Source organism: Autumnicola musiva, from assembly GCF_031846585.1.
In the GTDB taxonomy this organism is placed as follows: domain Bacteria; phylum Bacteroidota; class Bacteroidia; order Flavobacteriales; family Flavobacteriaceae; genus Autumnicola; species Autumnicola musiva.
The window spans coordinates 419,705-443,833 of the sequence record NZ_JAVRHK010000002.1 but is presented as its reverse complement, the minus strand read 5'-3'; the positions used below and the strand labels follow the sequence as shown (position 1 = coordinate 443,833).

The following is a 24,129-nucleotide window of genomic DNA, read 5'->3' as shown; positions in this document are numbered from 1 at the left end:
ATTCAGGAATTCTTTATTGCCTGAGCCAATTCCCTTCCGTACACTGCCCAGGGCCTTAAACGTGCTGTTTCTATAGCAGCTTTTCCTACAGCTGTTATTTGTTCCGGTTTTGTAATAATTTCTTCTATAGCCTGCCGTAATGCTCCTGTAGAACCGGCTTTAATCAACCAACCATTTTCATTATGCGTAATCAAATCGGGGCCGGCTGTACGATCTGTTGTAATTACAGGAGTTCCCTGAGACATAGCTTCAGTAATCACCATTCCAAATCCTTCAAAAAGGGAAGGAAAAAGAAGTACATCATGTTCCTGCATAAGCCTTAGAACTTCAGCGTGCGGAAGGGATGGTATCCAGCTATGTTTTGCCAGCGCCTTATCTAAAGCCGGACATTCATTAGTAGCTTTATTTCCAAGCACCGTGAGGGAAACATAAGATTCCAATCCTTCAACAGCAGCAAAAACATCTGCTATACCTTTACGCTGTGAAAGTCCGCCTACAAAAAGTAACTTTAACCTTTTCCTGTTCTCAAGATTATCATATTTTCTGTTTTCTACAGGTGCCGGAAATCCATAAGGAATAATATCTACAGGAGCTAAATTACCAGGATAATCCTTCAGGGTTTTTGCTGTAAAACTACTGGCAACAAAAATACGATCTGCCATTGCAAGTTCTTCATCTTTGCGTTTAAGCTTGGCCTCGGAATCTTTTAAACCCGTTAAGGTAGAAGCCCACTCCGGCCAACGTTCCTGCTCTGCATTAAGCAGTTTTCTGGCTGTACGCCAGTATCCTATAGGCAGATCATAAAAACACCGGAGACTTCTGTTCTGAGCCTCTTTAAAAGAAAACCAGGCTCCGTCTTCATAAGCATAGACTGCATCAATTTTTTTCCTGGTCTCCGGTTTTATTCGTGTAGCAACTTTACGATCCTGATTCGCATATACTGCATCTACACTAAAAACTCCATTCTCATGCCTGATTAAGCTCTCCATCCCCAACTTTAATGCTGCCATTCTTCCTACTTCTTTCCAGGGACTGGTGTGTGTAAAGGAACTTAGAGAGGACTCAAAGCTTCTTCTTCTTAAGTCTGCAAAAGGACCAACAGCACTTATTTTATCCAGAAAACTTCCCGGGAATGTAGCCATTGCCGTATGGAATTCATCAAGCATTCCGGCTTCCAGAAGCCCCTGTAGCAATGCCCTGTTAAATTGATTACTTGTAGGATGAGAAATAATAACTTTCATATAAAGCAGTAATTCAATTAGTACTGGTTAACACTGGCTCCTCTACCGGAGAAGCCTGAGCAGTAAAATATGCTTTCGGGTTCTGCAGCATTTCTTCCCAGATTTCCCAGAAAGCGGCATTACTAAAATAATTTCTATACACCTGGTGGATATCCTGTGCTGAAAAACTTTCAGCTTTAATATGACCAATAAAAACTTTTAAATTATCTATTAATTCGCCTGGCTCTTTTCCGGAAACCACCATTCCATCTTTATTAACCCGGGCAACCTCCGGCATTGCACCCGTGGTTGTACACAGTATAGGACGGCCATATCGCATAGCTTCTATCACAATGAGCGGAAGCCCTTCGGTATCTACAGAAGGGATTACCACCCCATGGCAGGCACTAATAATACCCGCAAAATCTTCATCCTGATAGAAGCCCCTCATAATCACCTTTTTTTCCAGCCCTTCACTTTTAATAGTTTTTTGTAAATCTTCTGCTTCTGAACCTTTTCCGTAGATATCAAGAACAACATCTTTATTTTTAAAAATTTTTCTGGTTGCGGTAACAAACTGTCTGATTCCCTTATTCCATTCCAAACGTCCAAAATAGGCTAATTTAATAGTCCCTTCAGAAGAAGGAATACTCTCAAACCTGTTTGATTTATACTCCTTTGAAAAGCATGGAAGCCACGCTACAGGTTTATCTGCTGATACGTTTTTCTTAAATATCTCAATCATACCTTCCGTTTGCGGTGCTATTGCATCAAATAGCCTTACCATCTTGAGCTTTAAGGGAATATTATGTGCCTCAAAATGCACTTCCTCAAAAAATTTAAAAGTAGAAGCAGGTAATGCCCCTGCCACCATAGAGTAGCCATGTCCATACCCGGTTGCTATAAAAAGATCGGGATTAAAAGATTTTGCCTTCCTGCAGGCCTTCCGTAACTTCAGATATTTACCTAATTTTTTAGGAAATGTATTTGTGATGTATGGCACTGAAATTTCAGGTATGTTACCATCTTCAAAAAGATGAGCATCATTATCATTTACATTAATAAGAAAAAGATCATGACCGGCTTTTTTTAAATACCTGCAGAGCACAATATAATGTACAATGAGTCCTCCCATAAGGGCATTATTACCCATTACTACTATCTTCATGTATAAAATTTTAGATGAATTCCCTCCAGCTGATAATTATGCTGAAGTTATATCCTAAATACTATTTGTTCTCAGTAAACTTAAACTTTAATTTTTCCAGAGCAGCAGACACAGGATTGCTAAAGCTAAGCTTTTGCGTGTACAGTGTATCAATTTCTGAATTTTCACGGTGTATAAGCTCCTCTACATTTTTATAGATGTCCTGGAACCCCTCCAGGCGTTTAATTAGGTGCACTCCAATAGTATCGGGCTTGATTTCATTCTCTGAAGCCGGGATAAGCACCTGGTCCTTCTTCCAGATTGCCGCGTTACAGTTAGCCCCCAGTAGAGCCCATGCAGTTTGATCTGCCAGGGAAACCCGCCAGGGATCTTTGTCTTTTGGAAAAAATTCTTCCTTGCTGAACAACCACTCAAAAAGATCAAAATCTATAGCGCCATTACGTAAATAATAGAAGCCGGCATTGATTTTATCAGGGAATTTCATCCTTGGATAGATGAACCTTTCAAAATAATTAACGGAATAATAATCGAATCTATCACTCATTAGCACAAGATCTTCATTTCCGAATTTACTTCTTTCCAATCCCACGAATGGCTTAATGAAAAAAACATCTGAATCAAAATAAACATAATCAGTATTTTCCATAACAGCCATATCAAACAATTTGATCGTAAAAGCATTCTGCCCCCTCCATTGGCGACAATAAGGATGATTTCGCAATGCTTCATCGGCCAGTGCATCTACTTCTTTTTTATCTTTAATTGTTACACCAGATATGGATAGCAATTTTTCCTTATCACTTTCAGTTAATGATCCGTCTTCATATACATGAACCCGATAATCATCTTTATAATTATGAACAAAAGATTTTAAAGAAAGCTGGACCATTGCTATATCTCTATGGCATGCCAGAGTTGTAATTGTAATCATTGTACTAAAATAAAATTTTGAAAAAAGATGTTATTTCTTTAACCAGGAATTAATGTATGGACTTAGCCCAGGTAGCTACCTGATGGAGCCCTTCATCCAGATTGTATTTGGGAGTAAACCCGAGTTTTTGCAGTTTTGAAATATCTGCCTGCCAGTTTGCCGGATCTCCTTTGGGAACAACACCGTCAAATTGAATATTTACATCAACCTCCAAATGCTTTACCAGCAGTTCTGCCACTTCAGCAATAGTACTTTCTATTCCTGAACCCAAATTATAAATTTCAACCCCACTGGAATCAGGTTTAGAAATAACAGTGAGCACTGCCCGGCAAACATCCTTAACATACATGAAATCCCGGCTTTCTTTCCCGGTTCCAAAAAGGCTAATAGCCTCTTTTCCCTCTTCCTGAGCTAAGAGAGCCCTTTGGCTAACATCCCATATTAATTGTTTTCTCAGTTCGGGTCCATAAACCGAAAATATTCTGAAGAACGTCACACCAAGATCAAAAATTCTGGCATAGTTGCTAAGTAAAGATTCTGCCGTTGCTTTATGAACCCCATAAGGGGAAATAGGCATTACAGGAGTTGACTCTGTAATTGGCAAAATTTCAGGATTCCCATAAACCGCGGCACTGGAAAAAAGAAAAAGCCTTGCCTGCGGCTGTGATTTTTTTAAATAAGCGGCTAGCCTGGCTGTACCTGGTAGCAAACTGGAAAAATCACCAAAAGGATCTTTAACTGAAGCTGAAACCGAAGCCCCGCCTGCAAGGTGACACACTGCATCCAAAGTACAGTTTCCAATTAATTGATCCAGGTCTACTGTATCTAGAGAATTAGTAGCAAAACCTTCCCAGATATTGGGTTGCAACGGAGCTCTTAAGTCTATACCATAGATACGAAAACCAGCTTTTACTGCCTCCCGGGACAACCACGTCCCTAAAAAACCTGAAGCTCCTGTAATAAGTATTGTTCCTGGCTTGTTCATGCTTTTTCTATTCATTTTTTAAAGGCATCAATAGCTGAAATTGCTTTTATATTGAGATTCCAGCCGAGCATATGCTTCACTTGTTTCTTTTAAATTATTGTGAATTTTGAATTCACCTTTAGAACTATAACTGCTCCATACATCTTTTGCACTACAAACCTGATATACTCCCAGAATTTCCATTTCTTCTTTATTATAAGTTTCGTCTTCTTCTGAAATAATAACCGGTATCCCCCTTTCTAACCAGGCGAGTGCCGAACCACTTTTATTCAGGCCATCACATCTGGTGGTGACTACTCCTAAATCTACCAATTGCATTGCCCTATTCACAAGAGAAGAGGGCAATATCCCGGTTTGCCAGTAGGAGGCCTGAAATTCCCGCGCCATTTTTGCTATTTCCTGACCACGGCTATGCCCTATGGATAAAATCCCCAATTTTCGGCCTGCATCTGAGGCAGCTATTGCTGCATGAACAAGTAGTTTTTTTAAATTCATATAGCTGTACACGGTACCAAAGAACCCTATAATTAACCAGCCTTCCTTATTAGTTGAAAATTGATCAAGTCCTTTTTCTTTTACCATCTGATTCCAATGCTTATCGGAGCCTTTTTCTTCTATAGGTATATTGCTGAAAACAGGGGTTAACTTTGAGTCTACGCCAACTTTTTTGAGATTCTTTAAAGAAGTATAAGTATTTGTAAAAACTTCTTCTGGTTTTAAGCTTGCAGCCATTCTTTTGATAAAAATTTGCTGCAGGGTTCCTAAAATTTTCTCTTTAATTTTTGATTCCCTTGGAGTCCCACACCATAGTTCATGAAACATGATATGCAATTTAAAATCCCCGAACTTTTTTCTCAGATTAAGCAATTCCAGTGGCAGGCCATATTTATTGAACCCGAAACCTACATACTGCAGACTTACCCACTCTGGTTCAAATCGCCTGGTCCAATCTGCAGCTGTCTTCATCCGCTTTGTGGTATTATATTCTGAAGGGATACGTAATACCTGAAGTACATTTTTACCGCTGATTCTCTTTTCTTTTATTATCTCAGAAATAAAAGGATCATGTAAGGCAATAGCCCCCACAACATGGCTTTCTTTTAAAAGATTAATGGCAATTCGGGAAACATAATCTCCAACTCCGTCTTTGCCTGGCTCAAGACCGGGGCATATAAAAAGTATCTTCATTTAGATTATAATATTTACCAGCCTCCGCATTCCCCCTAAAGTGAGAATCTGGCTTCTATGCCATTTACTAAAGTATATATTTAAAGCCTCCTTTTTTTCTCCTTTTTTAGCAGCCTGCAGGATTGCAACAGGCGCCTTCCTCTTCAGCACTACATTAACGGGATCTGAATTTTCACTTTTGCCGGTAATCCCTGCTTCACGAATAATTCTGAAAGCCTGATAACCTGAATCTGTACCATTACGGGCAACAGAAGACTTGGTTATTCTGTACTTAGCTGTGTATTCGTTGATAAAGTGGAGATTAAAGCCATGAAGTCCTAACCTAAATCCAAAATCAAAATCGCCTGCATGCCCAATTTCATCTTTAGTGCGGTATTGAATCTGGTTAATCACGTCTCTGTCCAGCATATAGCAATCGTTAGGAAATTGTTGTACCATTCCAGCCTCCAGAGGTGAAAGTTTATTTTCACTGTAATAGGAAGTCCTGAAGTAATAAGCATTAAGATCTATTGAATGTTTCTCATCAATAGCCCCATCCTCATCAATTATATACTGTTTACCATAAACTGCATGTATGGTATTATCAGATTGAAAACACTCAACCATTTTTTCCAGAGCGGTTTTCATCAGCAGGTCATCATCATGAAGCAAAACAACTTTTTCTCCTCCGGCACTTGCAAATAGCCGATTAACATTTGCAGCCTGTCCCAAAGAGGGCCTGTTTCTTAAATATTTAATCTTAACATCTGACTGATTTCTATAAGTGTCCACCAATGAACTTGTTCTATCGTCTTTTGAATCGTCACCAATTAAAATCTCATCCGGCAAATAGGTTTGTTCCATACAGGAATCTATGGCTTCTTCTAAAAGATCAGGACGATTATAAGTAGGTATACATACAGATATTTTCATATTTTCAAGTTTAAGATATCTACAACTCAGCTTATGCTTCTCTAAGGCCGGCAACACTGTTTGATATGTAAAGTAACAGGTTGATCCCCCCTGAAAGAATACCCATATATAAAACCCCGGATAAAGTTGTGATATCAAAAAGAAAAATGCCTAAAAGAATTCCGCCAACGTCAGTTGGTATTTCCAGCATAGGGGTAAATTTTATCCAGCCTTTGTTAAGATTTACATTATGAATAATTCCTATTAAAAATCCTATTGAGCCACCTATTATCATCAGGAACAGTTCAAAAGATAAATCTTCATACCCGGAACCAAGTATCCATAGGAAAAGCTGCGGAAATAACACTACGGCCAGAATAACAATCCCACATATTACCAAAGAAGCCAGTACGGCAGCTATAAACATTTTCTTCAGCCTGCTTCCATTATTCGTACGGGCAAACGCCGGTGCATAAATACTTCGGAAGAGGGCCGAAATAACGGTAAATATTAGAGAGAATCTTGCCAATGCTCCAATCTCTGCAAGCGATTCTGTTGTTCCAAAGATACCCAGCAGGAATATTGAAATTTGTCCCTTAAAAGCAAAGAAAGCTGAATTATGCCAGTTTAACCGAATATAATGAACCAGGACACTTTTGTAATCAGGATCAATTTGGGAAGTTTCTCCCAATCCTAATTGATCACCTTTCCTTTTTACATACGCGTATGATAGCCATGCGCTTAAACTTGTAATAAGAAAAATAACTGCAATTACATAATCAAGGTTAAGAAAAAGCAAAACTCCCACAATTCCCACAAACCTTACCACATGTCCTACAAGTTCTGAAATTTGAACCGGGGCTATTTCCTTTTGCAGCAACATAGCTGTGCGAAGAAAAGCAGTTTGAACTTCAGGAATAACAATAAACAGAAGACAAAGTAAAAACCATATAATCCTGCTTAGTTCTAAATCCTGCTCAAATAAGATATAAGCCGCATATCCGCCAACCAATAAAAAAGCTAATCCTATTATTAAAGGGGCAATATGATTGGCTGTTTTAATGAGACTTGACATTTTTAAAGTATCATTCCAGATTTCCCCTCCTATTTTTTTAAAGCCTATAAATATAGCAGAATTTGATAGGGGAAGTAACATTCCCTGAATTGTGAGAAGTACCGTGTAAATAGCATAATCTTCTTTGGAGAGCTCTCTTACCAGAAGAATACTTATGGCAAAACCAAGTGCTTTTCCTATCATTTGAGAACCCAAAACCTGGCCTATTGGCTTAAGGGCAGCTTTAGTAAAGTAAGGGCTTATTTGCTCTAGGGCAATTCTCAATTTGATAAAAGGATTTTCGCTTCTAATAATATCATTTATTTTGAAAGGGCTGACTAAGCACCCGCCGGATTTTTAGCTTTCACATTCGCTTTTTGGCCGTAGCCATAGCCGTAGGAATAGGCTTCTTTAGACTTTGTACCGTTTAAAACCACCATAGGACGATTTACCTTATTATTCTCGAAGATATCTTCAACAGTCTTAAGTTCTGCCTTTTTAGTATAATTCTGCCTTACTACATAAATGGTGGAATCTGCAAACGGAGCAAGGGCAAACGCATCAGCTACTTTTCCAATAGGTGCTGAATCTATAAGCACATAATCAAAGTTTTGCTCGAGTTCTTTTAATAAAGATTCAATTTTTTCACTAAGCATAAGTTCTCCCGGATTTGGCGGAATGGCCCCAGAGCCAATGAAGTATAAACCTTCTATTTCCGGAGATGGCGTAATTATATCTTTTACCTCAAGTTCATCATCAATAAGATAGTTAGTTATTCCAAATTTATCAGAAAGTCCCACATCCTTCATAAGTTTTGGAGCTCTAAGATCGAAACTCAGCACTACCACTTTTTTTCCTGAAATTGCCAGACTGCTCCCCAAATTTATGCTGAAGAAAGTTTTTCCTTCTCCCTGAGATCCCGAAGTGATTAAAATGATCTTATTTTTTCTTCCGGCTGAGACGAACTTTAGGTTAAATCTAATAAGCCGAAAAAGCTCGGCTACGGGAGTATTCTTCTCCTCTTTAGCTACCAGAATTTCCTTTTCTTTATTGTGTGCTATCTCGCCTAATACCGGTGCATTAGTATATTCTTCTATATCTGCCCTGGATTGTATTTTATCATTAATTCTTTCTTTGGCATAAACCACTGAAAAGGGCAGAAAAAGACCAAAAATGAGTGCTCCCAGATAAACCGATGTCTTATTTGGGCTTACCGGAATTCCCCCGGCCCTGGGCGCATCTACTATCCGGATATTCGAAATTGGTGCCGCCAGAGAAAGGGCTTCTTCTTCCCTCTTCTGTAAAAGATATAAATAAAGGTCCTGGTTAGTACTCTGTTCCCTGTTTATTGCTAAAAGTTGTCTTTCTGCGGCAGGAACTTTTCGAACCTGGGATTGATACCGCCGGGAATCCTGCCGCAGGTTCCTTTGTGCAATCAATAAACTTTCTTTGATATTTTTAAGGTTCTCAAGGGCATTGGTGCGAAGATCTGTAAGCTGTTGGTCAATTTCTACAACCAGCGGGTTATCATCTGGGGTTGTACGCAATAAACTCCTCTTTCTAAGTTGCAGCTCGTTTAATCTCGAAATAAGGTTAACCAGAGTAGGATCTTCAATACTAAGCGAACTTGGCACAAGCGGTGCATTATCCCCATTTTGCTGAAGATAACTTTCCAGAGAATTCAGCACATCAATTTGTGTCTGGTAAGCGGCAAGCTGGCTGTTGGCTTCACTTGCACGTTTCAAATATAATTCGGCATCAGAGCTTACATTTGTAAGTTCATTCCGCTGCTTGTAATTTTCCACATTCTCCTCCACACTGGTAAGCTCATTGGTAAGTAGTGCCAGGCGCTCATCAATCATATCTATGGTATTCATGGCAAGCTCGTTACGGTAATCGAGTGACTTTTCAGTATAAACTTCAATAAGCTTATTCATTATGTCTTTCCCCCTCTTTGGAAGGTGATCCAGAAAGCTAATGGAAAGAAGGCTACCGGTTTCATTAACAGGTTCCACCACGAGTTTACTTGTGTAAAAATCTGCCAGATTCTCCACCGCCTGGAATCTGATAAGCATCATCCCCTCAATTTTCGAGGTAGAAACATCAGTATTTCGTTCTACAGTGAAGGTCCCGTATGGTTTGTTAATAGTCTCTCCATACTGGTAGACCGAAAATTTTCCGCTCTCATCTTCATTTATTTCTTTTAGCTCAAAACTTTGATTATCCTTTAAACGAATACCTAATGTAGTTCCAGGATTAAATGCGGAATCGGCAGGATTTAACTGGATTGGAAGATCCTCTTTATAAACTTCAACTTCATCAAATTTTCCGGGAAGATAGTAGCTAACCTGAAGATCAAGATTTTTTATCACCTTTTCCATAAGACCGGCAGAACGCAGAATGCCAATTTCATCTTTGATGTTACGGGAGGGTTTTATTAATCCAAGCTCCCCAAAAGACTTTAAATCTGAAGCTCCTTCTCCATTATCTTTGTCTTTTATCAGCAATGTACTATTTACCTGGTACTGGGGCACAGCTTTGTATCGAAGATATAGATACGCCAGCCCTATACAAATAATTACACCTAATACAAAAAGGTACCAGTATTTCAAATATCCTGAAACTAAATCCAGTAAATTTTTTCCACCGGCTTTTCCCGAAACGCCATTACCTTGCATCATAATTGTTAGTTTAAATTTAGTAGAATTAGGGAACCTACAGAGATTATTGACAGGATAAGAGAAATGTTATTTCTTGTGGAACTTGCCTGTTCCTTTTTATAATTTACCGGCTCCACATATAATACATCATTAGGCCCCAGGTAGAAATAGGGAGAATTCAAAACCTCCTTTTTATTCAGATTTAACCTCACGGCTCGTCTTACCCCTTCTGCCTCTTTAATGAGCAGCACATTATCTCTTTTTCCATAGACCGTAAGGTCACCTGCCATACCCAGTGCTTCTATTATACTTACTCTTTCAGAAGGTATAACAAAGGTTGAGGGATTATTTACCTCACCAATTACCGTAATGCGATAATTTAGATACCGTACTGCCACAATGGGATCTCCTAAATATTTTGACAGCATTTGTGTTAGTTTTTCTTTAAATTCTGATTTTGTAAGTCCTGCCACTTTTATGGACCCCAAAACCGGAAAATCTATATTGCCCTCACTATCCACAAGATATCCGGATTCTGAATCTCCCGAAGAAGAATTACCTTCAGATGTATTTGAAGAATTTCTATTGAAAGGTGCATTTGCTTCCGGATTTAAACTGTTTACTTTAATACTTAAAATATCACTTGGTTGAATTACCGGCTCCTCGATAACTGAAGGAATATTTTCAGTATAAACCACCTCTTTATCTGAAAAATCACTGAAATAACTAAGGTCTCTCGAACCCGAACAGGATACAATAAAAGGTAATAACAGCAAAAGAAGGTTTTTGATTTTCATGTTTTTCACGTTAGCGTATAATGGTTAATAGTATTGAGATTGGGTAAATTTTAATAAGCTTTTTCCTCTCCTTTGAGAGCATTAAGAACAGTTTGATAAATGATGCTCAAATCCAGTAAAAGAGACCATTTCTCAAGGTAAAAGATGTCCAGGCGTACCCGGTTAACAATATCAGTTTTTTGTACAATTTCCCCACGATAACCCCTTACCTGTGCAAGCCCCGTAATTCCCGGTTTGGCAAAGTGCCTTACCAGGTATTTATCAACAGAAGAACCATACTCTGTAGTGTGTTGCCGCATATGAGGCCTTGGACCAACAACACTCATGTGGCCCATGAAAACATCTATAAATTGGGGAAGTTCATCCAGGCTTGTTTTTCTAAGGAATTTTCCAATTCTGGTAACCCGTGCATCATTTCTTGTAGCCATGGCCGAATTGGCATTGGTATTCATCGTCATGGACCTGAATTTATGACACCAAAATACTTTGCAATTCACACCATTACGCTCCTGTTTAAAGTATAATGGACCCGGAGATTCCAGCTTTATCAAAATGTAAAGAATAGGGGTTAACCAGGACAATATCAGGATAATAACCAGAGAAGAAAATACTATATCAAAGATCCTCTTTACAATCCGGGCGTATTGCCCGTCTATTGGTGTTCTTCTCATATTAAGCACAGGGACATTATCATAGAGTTCTATTGACATTGCCCGTGTAAAAATCTCTTTATTATCAGGAATAATTTTAAGTTTCTTCAGATTATTATCTGCAAAAGTTATCAGGTTTTTTAGTTCCTCCTGTGAAAGTTTAGAAACCATGCAGTAAATTTCATCTACCTGGCTATTCAAAGCGTATTTAAAACACTGCCCTATAGGACCAAGATATGTGGCGCTATTTGAAGGCTCATTGTCAAAATACCCCAGGTATCGATAGCCCAGGTCGGGTTCATCAAATACTTTCCTTATCTTTTTGAGGTTTTTATCTCTGCCAACAACCATAACATTAACAAAATTTCCTCCCTCTAACCTGTACCTGCTTCTCATCCAGTAAAACATCCAGCGATAGAGAAACAGCAATAAGCAGATGATAAAATAAACCGAAGTATGGTATCTGGAAGTATAAACCTGCTTCTGAGTAATACCAAAAAGAGCAAAATAGGCCAGACCAAATATGATGAAGAGCTGCATCATTTTAGCAATATTGGTCATAAAGCGCTCCTTTCTGCCTGTAGGGTAAAAATCCAGGCTATACGTAATAAGCAGCCAGGCAAAATTAATATAAAGGATGTGGTTTTTATCCAGATAGGTTTCAGGAGTAAACAAATACAGGCAGCCATTTATTATCAATAAATGCGTAAGTATTGATATTGGTATGATAAAAACTGACTTTTGCATACTCTAATTTTTACTGATTATAAGGGATCTATAAGATTACACCTTTAGGCTATAGCCCCTGTAGGCTGGGAAGTATACCACTCGTATATTTTCTTAATTCCCTGCTTTAAATTTATCTGGTGGTGCCATCCAAGATGGTGCAACTTTGAAGGATCAGTAAGCTTCTTAAGTGTTCCATCCGGTTTTCCGGTGTCAAAATTAAAATCAACAGGGGCATCGATAATTTCCCTGATAAGAAAGGCTAGTTCTTTTATAGTTATATCCTCTCCGGTACCAATATTTATATGTGTATTACGAGTTTCAATTTTTTGAGGTTCTTCACTTTGTGATCCCGAAATAATATCTTTAAAATCACAATTTTCCATAATAAATACACAGGCATCGGCCATATCCTGGCTCCAGAGGAATTCTCTCATAGCATTACCTGTCCCCCATATTTCTACAGAAGCTTCAGAATCAATATTCCCGGAGGAGATCCCGTATTCTGCTAAAACTTTTAGAATTTCTTCTTCGGAATTTTCTCCGGTTATTCCTGCTATGGGTCTGGTATTCAGATCCCTCTTTATATTATCCCAGCTCTTTTCAGCCAAAGCTTTTCCCAAATGAATCTTTCTGATTAATGCCGGAAGCACATGAGACCTTTCAAGATCAAAATTGTCATTGGGCCCGTACAAATTTGTAGGCATTACTGAAATAAAATTTGTTCCATATTGCAGGTTGTAGCTTTCGCACATTTTAATACCCGCTATTTTGGCTATGGCATACGGCTCATTAGTAAATTCCAGAATATCTGTTAAAAGATATTCCTCCTTCATTGGCTGAGGTGCATTTTTAGGATAGATACAGGTACTTCCCAGGAACATAAGCTTCCTAACCCCATACTTAAAACTCTGATGTATTACATGGTTTTGAATCATCAGGTTTTCATATATAAAATCTGCCCGGTAGTTATTATTGGCAATTATACCTCCTACTTTGGCCGCGGCAAGAAAAACGTACTCAGGTTTTTCTTTTGCAAAAAAATTAATAACGGCACTTTCACTGGTTAGATCCAACTCCCTGTGTGTACGGGTAATTAAATTATGGTAGCCCTTTGATTTTAAATTATCAAGGATTGCACTGCCAACCAGGCCATTATGACCCGCTACATATATTTTTGAATCTTTTTGCATTATTTATTTATTCGTAATAATTAAAAGTATCATAGCCTCCATCTTGCAAATGCCTGTCCTTCTGCATAAGTTTTACGTCATTTTCCATCATGTCCTTTACCAATGCCGGTAAATCAAACTCAGGAGTCCATCCCAGCTTATTATTGGCCTTACTTGCATCACCAATTAAAAGATCTACTTCAGTAGGCCTGAAATATTTTGGATCTACGGCAAGAACTTCCCGGCCTTTTTCAAGTTGAAAATCGGGATGAGCACATGATTTGATATATCCTTTCTCCTTAACTCCCTCTCCTTTAAATTCCAGTTCAATTCCCACTTCAGCAAAAGCCATTTTCACAAATTCGCGTACAGGAGTAGTGTTTCCTGTGGCAATAACCCAATCTTCAGGTTCTTCTGCCTGCAGGATCATCCACATCATTCTTACATAATCCTTTGCATGCCCCCAGTCTCTCCGCGCATCAAGATTGCCTAAAAATAGTTTATCCTGAAGCCCAAGGGCAATTTTGGCAGCTGCACGGGTAATTTTCCGGGTAACAAAGGTTTCGCCCCTTATTGGAGATTCATGATTAAAAAGAATGCCGTTACAGGCAAACATATTATAAGCCTCCCGGTAATTAACTGTAATCCAGTAAGCATAAAGCTTTGCCACAGCATAAGGACTTCTTGGGTAAAAAGGAGTGGTTTCAGATTGCGGAACTTCCTGCACCTTACCGTATAATTCAGAAGTAGAAGCCTGGTATATACGTGTCTTCTTTTCCATTTTAAGCAGCCTTACGGCATCCAGTATTCGCAATGTCCCAAGACCATCGGCATTCCCCGTATATTCGGGAATTTCGAATGAAACCTGTACATGGCTCATCGCCGCAAGGTTATATATCTCGTCCGGTTGAATTTCCTGAATTAGCCGGATGAGGTTCGTACTATCGGTCATATCACCATAGTGCAATATGAAGTTTCTCTTTTCCACATGCGGATCCTGATAAAGATGATCCACACGGTCTGTATTAAAAAGAGAAGTCCTTCGTTTAAGTCCATGTACTATATATCCTTTTTTCAACAAAAATTCACTAAGGTAAGCGCCATCCTGGCCTGTAATTCCGGTTATAAATGCTACTTTCATTTGCCTGTAATTTATACTGAAGTTATTATCTGTAATCTTTAGATCAGCCTAAACTGAATATTTACTTTCCAAATACCGGTTCTGTCCGGCGATATCCATTCTTACCCTGAAGATGCTTTTCAAAATATGCTATAGTATGAGCCAGCCCTTCCCTTAATTCAATTTTTGGCTCCCATCCGTCCAAATGTTTTTTGGCCAGACTGGTGTCGGGTTGCCTTTGTTTTGGGTCATCCCGGGGTAAATCCCTGAAAACTAATTTAGAAGAAGAGCCGGTAAGTTCAAGAATGACTTCTGCCAGTTCCAGCATGGTAAATTCATTCTGATTACCAATATTTACTGGGCCGGTAAAATTTTCAGTAGACATCAACCTCATCATTCCTTCCACAAGATCATCTACATACTGAAAAGATCTGGTTTGATGCCCATCGCCAAAAATAGTTATATCTTCCCCCTTAAGAGCCTGCATTATAAAGTTAGATACTACACGCCCGTCATCAGGATTCATATTAGGCCCATAGGTATTAAATATGCGCACAATCTTTACATCCACATTATTCTGATGGTGATAATCCATAAACAGGGTTTCCGCACATCTTTTGCCTTCATCATAACACGAACGGGGCCCGATTGGGTTTACATTTCCCCAGTAACTTTCCGGCTGGGGATGAATTTCCGGATCTCCATATACTTCACTGGTGCTTGCCTGCAGGACTTTTGCCTTAACCCTCTTTGCCAGCCCTAACATATTTATAGCTCCCATTACAGAAGTTTTTATGGTTTTGATAGAATTGTACTGGTAGTGCACAGGTGAGGCAGGACAGGCCAGATTGTATATTTCATCCACTTCAATCATAAATGGAATGGTAACATCATGGCGAATGAGTTCAAAATAAGGATTATCCATAAGCGGGATAATGTTCTCTTTGCTTCCGGTAAAATAATTATCGAGACAAATCACTTCATTGCCTTCATCCAAAAGTCTTTTACAAAGATGGGAACCTATAAAGCCTGCACCACCAGTAACTAAAATTCTTTTCATGTTGTATTAATTTGATAGGGAACATTTTTCACCCCCTTTGTAATTTAATGTTATACCGATTAACTTTTTACCGTGCCAATTATCTTATCAAGTCCGGATGATATTGTTCAAGGTAAGAATACACTGCTTTTACATCCTGTGATGCCTCTTTGGAGACCACCAGGTTGGCATCTTTTGTTGATATAAGTATACAATTATTAACTCCTACAAAAAAAGTTGGCTTTAGTTCACCAAGATGCATATTATCATTAGAGTCTAACGCATAACCTTTAGATCTAAAATATTCATATACCGCTTCGAATGATCCCATATCACTCCACTCAAAGTTAGCTGGTACCACTTTTATGCTATTGCTCCTCTCCATAACAGCGTAATCCACGCTTATTGAAGGAATATCCATAGAATTATCAAAATCAAGACAGCCATCTTCGGCGGCGAGCCAGGCTTCATGAGATTTTTGATATACTTCAGGAGCAAGTTTTTCAAGTTCATTTAGAAAAACACGTGATTTAAAACAGAACATCCCGCTATTCCAAAGAAAATTTCCTGCCTCTAAAAAAGACTGCGCGTTTTCCTTATCTGGTTTTTCCCTAAAAGAAATTACATTATCTCCATCAAATTCAATATAGCCATACCCTGTTTCTGCCGTGGTTGGTTTTACCCCAAATGTTACGAGGCAATCATTTTTCGCAAGCTCTATGGCTTTTTGAACAGCTTTAGTATAGCTTTCCCCTTCCTGTATAATATGATCTGCCGGAGTTACAAGCAGAATAGCCTCAGGATCTGTAGAGAAAGCAGCAAACGCAATTGCAGGAGCAGTATTACGAGGTGTTGCCTCTACTATATTAGTATACTTATCCTGATCTATTTTCTTTAATATTTTCTCCGATAAGTCTTTGTTTCCACTGTTTCCAACTATGATAAGTTGATCTGAAAACGGTTTATTCCTTTCCACTGCCAGCTCAAAGAGAGATTTTTCTGAAAAAATTTCTAAATACTGTTTGGGCTGAGACTGCCTGGACAAGGGCCACAATCTACTTCCAACTCCTCCCGTTAAAATAACATGTGAAACTTCTGTCATAAGAAAATTTTTAGAGATTACTAGCGTAGAGATAATGCTTTTTTAGGATATATCTCAAGTTCAAATCAACCCGTAGAGCAGGATTTATTTATTTTAGCTGGCGATCGCCGGCCCTGAAAAAGATTTTGCATCATATTCTGGTTTCCCGACACTTTTCGGCACAAAGCCAATTTTTATAAGCTCCTCCATATTTAGCAAATTACGACCATCAAAAACAAACGCGGGTTTTAACATATTATCGTATATCTTTTCCCAATCGTAATGCTTAAATTCCTCCCACTCAGTAAGCACTGCAATTGCATGCGCATCTTTACAGGCTTCATAGGGATTATTAGCAACTTTTAGGCTCTGCCTGTTGGCTTCTTTACTTCTACTTTTAAGATAGTCAAGATCACTGTAAATTTGCTCTGTTTCCACTTTAGGATCATAAACCACAATCTCGGCCTCTTCATTTAATAAATGATCTGCCACATAAATTGCTGCTGATTCCCTTGTATCATTGGTATCTTTCTTAAAAGCCCAGCCAAGTAAAGTTATTTTTTTTCCTGAAACCGTATTGAAGAGCGTCTGAATCATATTATTGGCAAACCTCCTCTTTTGATAATCATTCATAATAATCACCTGCTCCCAGTAATCGGCTACTTCATTAAGGCCGAATGATTTAGCAATATATACCAAATTCAGGATGTCCTTTTGAAAACAGGAGCCTCCAAATCCAACCGAAGACTGTAGGAATTTTGATCCTATTCGCGAGTCCATACCCAGTGCCTGTGCTACTTCATGTACATCGGCTCCTGTTTTTTCGCAAAGTTCAGACATTGCATTAATGCTGGAGACTCTTTGCGCAAGAAAAGCATTGGCCGTTAACTTGGAAAGTTCAGAAGACCAGACATTTGTGGTCAATATACGCTCTTTGGGAACCCAACGCTCATAAATTTCACTTAAAGACTGTATAGCCTGAAGACCATCTTCTGTATCAATATCACCACCTATCAGCACACGATCGGGATTCAAAAGATCCTGTACAGCTGTGCCCTCAGCAAGAAATTCCGGATTTGATAGTATTTGATATTTTACACCATTCCCGGTGTTATCCAATATATCTCGAAGTGCAGCCGCAGTACGTACCGGTAATGTAGATTTCTCAATAATTATCTTATCATCTTTAGCTATACTGGCAATTTGCCTGGCACATAGTTCTATCCATTTAAGATCGGCCGCCATGCCTTTTCCTATTCCGTAGGTTTTGGTTGGTGTATTTACAGATATAAAAATCATATCTGCCTTATCTATTGCCGAATCTACATCTGTAGAGAAGAAAAGATTCCTTTCCCTTGCCTCCTTTACAATGTCTGAAAGTCCGGGTTCATACACAGGAAGTTTTTCAACATTTTCATCATTCCACGCAGCAATGCGGTTTTCATTAATGTCTACAACAGTCACTCTAATATCCGGACACTTTTGAGCAATTACTGCCATTGTTGGACCACCTACGTAACCAGCGCCTATACAGCAAATATTTTTGATTTTCATGATGTTCTTAGCTTTACTTTTGATTCTTATCAGGCTTCAATCCATTTAATGGTTTTGAAGTATTGTAATAGAAATTATTATGTATATCCGTTTTCTATCCTATAATTTCTTTCGTCACCCTGAATTTATTTCAGGGTCTCAGTATTGCGGTGATTCGCATTGAAATGAGATTCTGAAACAAGTTCAGAATGATGTCATTTTTCAGTTTAGGATACTTTATGGACAAACAAAAATTATTTGATTAAACGTGTAATTCCATGGCTTCGCCACAGTGAGTCCCAAACTAGACTCAACTGGATACAGTGTAGGTAAGGATAAGGGGGTATTAACACAGGTATTGGGGGCAGGCAATTTGTCCTATGTTTCAGGGAATAAAATTATAATTTTTTCTGAACCCTGAATTTATTCCAGGGCTATTCTCCGAAAAAAAGAATGAATTTTTAGTAAAATAATTAACATAATCAATTTAAAAATAAATTTTATTCAATAAAAAAGACATTTACTTATCAAAATACAAGAGAAAGCATTTTTTAAATAGAAAAAAATATGAAATTTACAGGTCAAGCGTTAAAGTTAAAAAAAAGTTAAATTAGAGCATTTTTTTAAGGTCTAAAATTATGCTCGATGAAGTGTGATTTTATCTCTACGAGTAACCTTCAAATTATTTCCTATCACCTGCAAATTGCTACAAAAATGCCCCTGATTGGCTGAAAAAAGTCAAATTTAACTCATGAGAACTAAAAATCAGGGGGTTGTTCGATAATCTTACAATAACTTCCTTAGCCCTTCTTATAGCGAAAATTTAAATAAATGCTATTACATTAAACTTGAAGTATAGTTTTAAGCATTGCCATCCTCATTTTATAAAAATTTCAATCTCTGAAAAAAATGAAATACTTCTAAATTAGCTTTCTGTAATTAAGATATCTCTGTGAGTAAGCAACCTGGACAATCGGTAAAATGAGAGTCAAAACAATCACTAATGAAGCAAGCATGAGGCTTGTATGTACCGTATTAAAACAAAAAGGGGGCAGACATGATAATCTGACCCCGGTAGGTATACTTTGAACTTTAAAACTTTCAGGAAATAATTAAAAGTAACATCCGCCTCCGCTTCTCCTTCCCGGATTGGCTTCACTATCAAATAACTTAAAGCTAAGACTCAGCAGTACATGATGAAGCCGGCCATCAAAATTTGCCCTGTTAACACCATCCATCTGATTTGTACCCTCAATTAAAGTATTATCATTTTGTACATCTATCTCCTGCAATTCTTCTGAGGCTAAAGAACGCGAGTACCGCAAATCAAGTTCAAACCTGCCAACACCTGCTTTTATACCTACCTGACCCGCAAGAGGGGAATTTTGCACTACAATAGGATCCGCAATATTTTCTTCAAAAGTAGCGTCTATAACATTTTGATAGGCCGGACCTGCATACACATCTATGGGGCCGTAAATATTATACCCAACCAGTAGAGGAATCATAAGATAATCCACAGTATATGGAGAGGTGATATTCACAAAATTGAATTCGGTTTCAGCGGAGAGATATAAAACCTCGGGTCTGACTAAAAATTTTCCAAATTTTAGTTCAACAAAAGCACCTCCATGAAATCCAATATTAGAATCAGGATTATAAGTTGCCGTGCTATAGCGATCCATTCCACCAACAAATGAGGAAAGGCCCTGAACTTCTCCTCCCATGGCATAATTCACGCCACCTTTTAAACCAAAGCTGAATTCCTGGGCATGGGTGAAAGCAGCAAAAAAGGAAAATAATAATGTGAAAATAAATGTTTTATTCATGATGTAGGTTTAGGGTACATAAAGGCCGTAAATATATTAAAACTAACTTAACTATCCAGCTGGTACCTTTAACGTTAGAAAAGAAGCTGTAGTATAGTACTCGATTTTTAGAAGTTTCTTCAGTGCTCCGCTATATTTAATTTATAGAGAACTATGTATTATCTTCAACATCTCCCTTCCAGTTCATGAAACCGCCTTCTAAATTATAGCTATTGGCATGGCCCAGTTGATCAAGGATATTACATGCCTGTGCACTTCGCTTTCCGGAACGGCAATAAACATAGTAATTTTTGTTCTTATCCAGTTTTTCCACTTCATCTACAAACTCCTGCCCTTTATATATATCAATTATTTTAGCTCCGGGGATATAACCTTCCTCTACTTCTTCCTCTGTTCTTACATCCAGGATTACAGCATTATTATCATCTTGTAGTTGCTTGCTCCACTCTTCTTGTGAAAGTTCTTTCATGATTGAAATTTTTTAATGGTTTTTTCAAAAATTAAAAATAATAAACATAGCTGAGAATGCATTCTTAGATAGATAAATTTATCAGGAGAATAACAAATGATAATTTTAACAAATTTTACATGCTCAAATACTATTTATATAATTACATTTGTATAAACAAATATTGTCTGAACAATGAAGGTGGAGAAAATTTTAAAAACTAATAAACCGCTTCCAAAGAAAAAGAAGCTGGTTATTAATTTGATGTTAACCGCAACACAGGCTAATTCTTTAATGGCTGATGGGCTAAAGCCTTTTAAAATTTCCAACCAACAATTCAATGTTCTCAGAATACTTAGAGGTCAGCGGGGAAAACCTGCCAACCTTAATACCATCCAGGAAAGAATGGTCAATAAGATGAGCAATACTACCCGTCTCGTGGATAAGCTGCTGGATAAAAAACTGGTAGATAGATGTATTTGTGAAGAAAACAGGAGAAAAGTGGAAATCATTATAACAAAAAAAGGACTGGACCTGCTTGAGGAGCTTGATCCTATAGTTATAAACATCGAAAACAATATCACCAAAAATCTTAATGGGAAAGAGATTGATCAGCTTAATGAGTTGCTCGATAAAATTTAAAAATAAAAAATTTAGTTTAACAATTGTATATACAACTATTATGGATACATATATTGAAAACCTTAATTGGCGCTATGCCACAAAAAAATTTGATAAAAAAAAGAAAATAGATTCTGAAAACCTGGAAAATATACTGAAAAGCATTCAGCTTTCTGCTTCTTCTTATGGAATGCAACCATATGAAGTGTTAGTTATCGAAGATTTAGAGGTAAGAAAACAGCTTCTTCCGGCAGCATGGAATCAATCTCAAATTACCGATGCTTCCCACCTTATTGTTTTTGCAAGCCTCACTTCTATTTCTGAAGCTCATGTAAATGCTTACCTGGATAATATTAGTAAAATTCGGGAAATCCATATTGAAAACCTGAACGGCTTTAAAGATATGCTGGCAAATACAGTGCTTAAACAATCTGCTGCAGATCAGAAAATATGGGCAGAAAAACAGGCTTATATCGCACTTGGCAATTTACTTTCAGCGGCAGCAAACTTTAAAACTGATACCTGCCCTATGGAAGGATTTGATGCTGAAAAGTTTGATGAAATTCTCGGTCTCAAAGAAAAAGGCTTATCTACAGCAGTAATAGCTACTATTGGTTACCGAAGTGAAGAAGATGTTGCCCAACATGCAAAAAAAGTAAGAAAAAATAAAGAGCAGTTATTTCACCTTATCTAATTCTAAAAATTGCTATGAAAGGAAATTTTAAGGAGTAATACTAATTATTGTTATTCAATTATATATATCAAAAAATCATGAAAAAAGAAGTTAACGCAGAACAAAGTAATGTCATCTGGAAAGGTAAAAAACTAGCCGGTTCACATAGTGGTACCATAAACCTAAAAGAGGGATATTTTACCATGGAAAATAATGAGCCCACCGGAGGGGAATTTATTATGGATATGTCTTCCATTACAGTTACCGATCTTTCCGGCGACAGCAAAGAGCAACTGGAAGGCCATCTTAAAAATGACGATTTTTTCGCTGTAGATAAGTTTCCAACCGCTAAGCTTGTAGTCAACAACATTGTTAAAAAAGACAACGGCACTTACGGTGTTTTAGGTGATCTCACAATTAAAGAGAACACTAATCCCGTAACTTATGAGCAGGAATGGAGTGAAAATTCAGCTTTGGCAAAAGTGGTTATAGATCGCAGCAAATATAATGTACGTTATGGTTCAGGTAGTTTTTTCTCCAATTTAGGAAATAACACCATTCACGATAATTTTGAACTTGATGTTAACCTGAAATTTTAATCTCATATAACTACGTTTTAAAAGCCGCAAATAGTTGTAATTTGTGGCTTTTCTTTTTCTTCATCTTTAAACAGAAAATCTTTTGCCAATTAAAATTTCGTCTCTATATTTGAAGTAATGAAAATTTTTAATGTACATACCTGGTGGTGGAGTAACTTACGTCCTAATGTCGTGAAGTAACACTGCTATAGTATATAAATCATACAAAGGCTTGTCTCACGACAGGCCTTTTTTATTTTAAATAAATATATGTACCAATTAACCACATCCCATAAAAAACTGCTTGCAGATACCATTACCCCGGTAAGCGTTTATCTTAAAGTACGTGATAAATATCCAAACAGCCTGCTGCTGGAAAGTAGTGATTATCACGCAAGCGACAACAGCTTTTCCTATATCTGCTGCAACCCTATTGCCTCAATCAAGGTTGAAAAGGAAAACATCATTGAAGTTTTTCCCGACGGAAGCCGGAATTCTACAAAAATCACCAGAGAAATTAACGTTCCGCAGAAAATTCAGCAGTTTTCACAGCAGTTCAAGGCTGAAAATTCAGGCTTTAAGTTTATCAATAATGGACTTTTCGGCTATATTGCCTACGATGGTGTCAGGTATTTTGAAGATCTCGAAATCACCAAGAAGAAAGGGGATTTACAATTGCCAGATATGTATTATGCGGTATATCAAAATATCATCGCCATAAATCACTTCAATAACGAAGCTTATATATTTGACCACTCGTATAATTCAGAAAGCAAAATAGATGAAATTGAACAGCTTCTGAAAGTAAAGAATTTTGCCACATATAATTTTTCCCGTCAGAACCAGCCAGTTTCAAACCTTACTGATGAAGAGTTTATAGAAAATGTAAAATTGGGCAAAAAGCATTGCTATCGTGGCGATGTATTTCAAATTGTACTTTCCAGACGTTTTTCGCAAAAATTTAAAGGAGATGAATTTAACGTTTACCGTGCCCTGCGCAGCGTAAATCCTTCGCCTTATCTTTTTTATTTTGACTACGGCGACTTTAAAATCTTCGGAAGTTCGCCTGAAGCCCAACTGGTGGTAAAAGACGGGCAGGCTGAAATACATCCAATCGCCGGAACATTTAAACGCACCGGTAATGATGAACAGGATGCAGAACTTGCTAAAAAACTGGCCGCCGACGAAAAGGAGAATGCCGAACACGTAATGTTGGTGGACCTGGCCCGTAACGATCTTAGCCGCCATGGGAACAATGTAAAAGTGGAAAACTACAGGCAAATTCAGTTCTTTTCGCACGTTATCCACCTCGTTAGCAAAGTTACAGGTACCAAAAACCCCAGTACCCCAACCATGCAGGTGGTGGCAGATACCTTTCCCGCCGGCACGTTAAGCGGCGCACCCAAGCACAGTGCAATGCGACTTATAGAGAAGTATGAAAACGTAAACCGCGATGCCTACGGTGGCGCAATTGGTTTTATGGATTTTGAGGGCAATTTTAACCACGCCATCATCATCCGTTCCTTTGTGAGCAAGAACCACACTTTGCATTACCAGGCTGGCGCCGGCGTGGTTTCAGAATCTAAAGAAGAAAACGAATTACAGGAAGTTTTCAATAAATTAGGCGCATTAACAAAAGCACTGGACATAGCCGAAGATATATAATTTGGGCGTTGCCCTGCTGGCCGGGCTTTCGGTAGTCGCTTTTTAAAATTTCCCAATTTTAAAAGAGCTCCAACACTACCTCAATCCCTAACGCAAAAAA

21 protein-coding genes are annotated in these 24,129 nt (G+C 38.0%); 4 read left to right on the top strand and 17 right to left on the bottom strand.

What is annotated here, in order from left to right; all coding sequences use genetic code 11:
* Nucleotides 1-2: 2 nt before the first annotated feature.
* From RM539_RS04470 to RM539_RS04390, 17 genes are all read right to left on the bottom strand, one after another.
* Nucleotides 3-1,241 carry a glycosyltransferase family 4 protein gene (locus RM539_RS04470; RefSeq protein WP_311502232.1) on the bottom strand — a complete coding sequence of 413 codons (1,239 nt, stop codon included), beginning with the start codon at nt 1,239-1,241 and terminating at the stop codon, nt 3-5.
* Nucleotides 1,242-1,254: 13 nt separating this feature from the next.
* The gene (locus RM539_RS04465; RefSeq protein WP_311502231.1) at nt 1,255-2,388 is read right to left on the bottom strand and encodes a glycosyltransferase family 4 protein; all 1,134 of its coding nucleotides are present in this window, start codon (nt 2,386-2,388) and stop codon (nt 1,255-1,257) included.
* Between the two features lie 61 nt (nt 2,389-2,449).
* Nucleotides 2,450-3,319 carry a hypothetical protein gene (locus tag RM539_RS04460; protein WP_311502230.1) on the bottom strand — a complete coding sequence of 290 codons (870 nt, stop codon included), beginning with the start codon at nt 3,317-3,319 and terminating at the stop codon, nt 2,450-2,452.
* Nucleotides 3,320-3,368: 49 nt separating this feature from the next.
* Nucleotides 3,369-4,319, bottom strand: coding sequence for an NAD-dependent epimerase/dehydratase family protein (locus tag RM539_RS04455; RefSeq protein ID WP_311502229.1), 951 nt, complete (start codon nt 4,317-4,319; stop codon nt 3,369-3,371).
* A 12-nt stretch (nt 4,320-4,331) separates the two neighbouring features.
* Nucleotides 4,332-5,492 (bottom strand): hypothetical protein, encoded by a 1,161-nt coding sequence (locus RM539_RS04450; RefSeq protein ID WP_311502228.1) that lies wholly within the window; start codon nt 5,490-5,492, stop codon nt 4,332-4,334.
* Nucleotides 5,493-6,404, bottom strand: coding sequence for a glycosyltransferase family 2 protein (locus RM539_RS04445; RefSeq protein ID WP_311502227.1), 912 nt, complete (start codon nt 6,402-6,404; stop codon nt 5,493-5,495).
* Nucleotides 6,405-6,435: 31 nt separating this feature from the next.
* Entirely contained in the window at nt 6,436-7,722 is a 1,287-nt protein-coding gene (locus RM539_RS04440; RefSeq protein ID WP_311502226.1) for a lipopolysaccharide biosynthesis protein, read from the bottom strand.
* A gap of 53 nt (nt 7,723-7,775) precedes the next feature.
* A complete protein-coding gene (locus tag RM539_RS04435) occupies nt 7,776-10,118 on the bottom strand; it encodes a GumC family protein (protein WP_311502225.1) in 2,343 nt (780 codons plus the stop codon).
* Between the two features lie 5 nt (nt 10,119-10,123).
* Entirely contained in the window at nt 10,124-10,894 is a 771-nt protein-coding gene (locus tag RM539_RS04430; RefSeq protein ID WP_311502224.1) for a polysaccharide biosynthesis/export family protein, read from the bottom strand.
* Nucleotides 10,895-10,944: 50 nt separating this feature from the next.
* Entirely contained in the window at nt 10,945-12,291 is a 1,347-nt protein-coding gene (locus RM539_RS04425) for an exopolysaccharide biosynthesis polyprenyl glycosylphosphotransferase (RefSeq protein ID WP_311502223.1), read from the bottom strand.
* A 44-nt stretch (nt 12,292-12,335) separates the two neighbouring features.
* Complete coding sequence (locus tag RM539_RS04420) at nt 12,336-13,463, bottom strand: GDP-L-fucose synthase family protein (RefSeq protein ID WP_311502222.1); 1,128 nt, start codon at nt 13,461-13,463, stop codon at nt 12,336-12,338.
* A 7-nt stretch (nt 13,464-13,470) separates the two neighbouring features.
* Nucleotides 13,471-14,583, bottom strand: coding sequence for a GDP-mannose 4,6-dehydratase (gene gmd, locus RM539_RS04415; RefSeq protein WP_311502221.1), 1,113 nt, complete (start codon nt 14,581-14,583; stop codon nt 13,471-13,473).
* A 61-nt stretch (nt 14,584-14,644) separates the two neighbouring features.
* Nucleotides 14,645-15,622 carry a UDP-glucuronic acid decarboxylase family protein gene (locus RM539_RS04410; RefSeq protein ID WP_311502220.1) on the bottom strand — a complete coding sequence of 326 codons (978 nt, stop codon included), beginning with the start codon at nt 15,620-15,622 and terminating at the stop codon, nt 14,645-14,647.
* Between the two features lie 79 nt (nt 15,623-15,701).
* A complete protein-coding gene (locus RM539_RS04405) occupies nt 15,702-16,703 on the bottom strand; it encodes a mannose-1-phosphate guanylyltransferase (RefSeq protein ID WP_311502219.1) in 1,002 nt (333 codons plus the stop codon).
* A gap of 93 nt (nt 16,704-16,796) precedes the next feature.
* Entirely contained in the window at nt 16,797-18,236 is a 1,440-nt protein-coding gene (locus tag RM539_RS04400) for a UDP-glucose 6-dehydrogenase (protein WP_311502218.1), read from the bottom strand.
* Between the two features lie 1,091 nt (nt 18,237-19,327).
* Nucleotides 19,328-20,044, bottom strand: a complete 717-nt coding sequence (locus RM539_RS04395; protein ID WP_311502217.1) for an outer membrane beta-barrel protein — start codon at nt 20,042-20,044, stop codon at nt 19,328-19,330.
* A gap of 151 nt (nt 20,045-20,195) precedes the next feature.
* Nucleotides 20,196-20,513 carry a rhodanese-like domain-containing protein gene (locus RM539_RS04390; RefSeq protein WP_311502216.1) on the bottom strand — a complete coding sequence of 106 codons (318 nt, stop codon included), beginning with the start codon at nt 20,511-20,513 and terminating at the stop codon, nt 20,196-20,198.
* A 174-nt stretch (nt 20,514-20,687) separates the two neighbouring features.
* Here RM539_RS04390 and RM539_RS04385 point away from each other — a divergent pair, with 174 nt between their 5' ends.
* The 4 genes from RM539_RS04385 (at nt 20,688) to RM539_RS04370 (ending at nt 24,029) form a co-directional block, all read left to right on the top strand.
* Nucleotides 20,688-21,134: a MarR family winged helix-turn-helix transcriptional regulator gene (locus RM539_RS04385; protein WP_311502215.1), complete on the top strand. Its 447-nt coding sequence runs from the start codon at nt 20,688-20,690 to the stop codon at nt 21,132-21,134.
* Nucleotides 21,135-21,174: 40 nt separating this feature from the next.
* The gene (locus tag RM539_RS04380) at nt 21,175-21,807 is read left to right on the top strand and encodes an NAD(P)H-dependent oxidoreductase (RefSeq protein WP_311502214.1); all 633 of its coding nucleotides are present in this window, start codon (nt 21,175-21,177) and stop codon (nt 21,805-21,807) included.
* Between the two features lie 77 nt (nt 21,808-21,884).
* Nucleotides 21,885-22,385, top strand: a complete 501-nt coding sequence (locus RM539_RS04375; RefSeq protein ID WP_311502213.1) for a YceI family protein — start codon at nt 21,885-21,887, stop codon at nt 22,383-22,385.
* A gap of 249 nt (nt 22,386-22,634) precedes the next feature.
* Complete coding sequence (locus tag RM539_RS04370) at nt 22,635-24,029, top strand: anthranilate synthase component I family protein (protein WP_311502212.1); 1,395 nt, start codon at nt 22,635-22,637, stop codon at nt 24,027-24,029.
* Nucleotides 24,030-24,129: the final 100 nt, after the last annotated feature.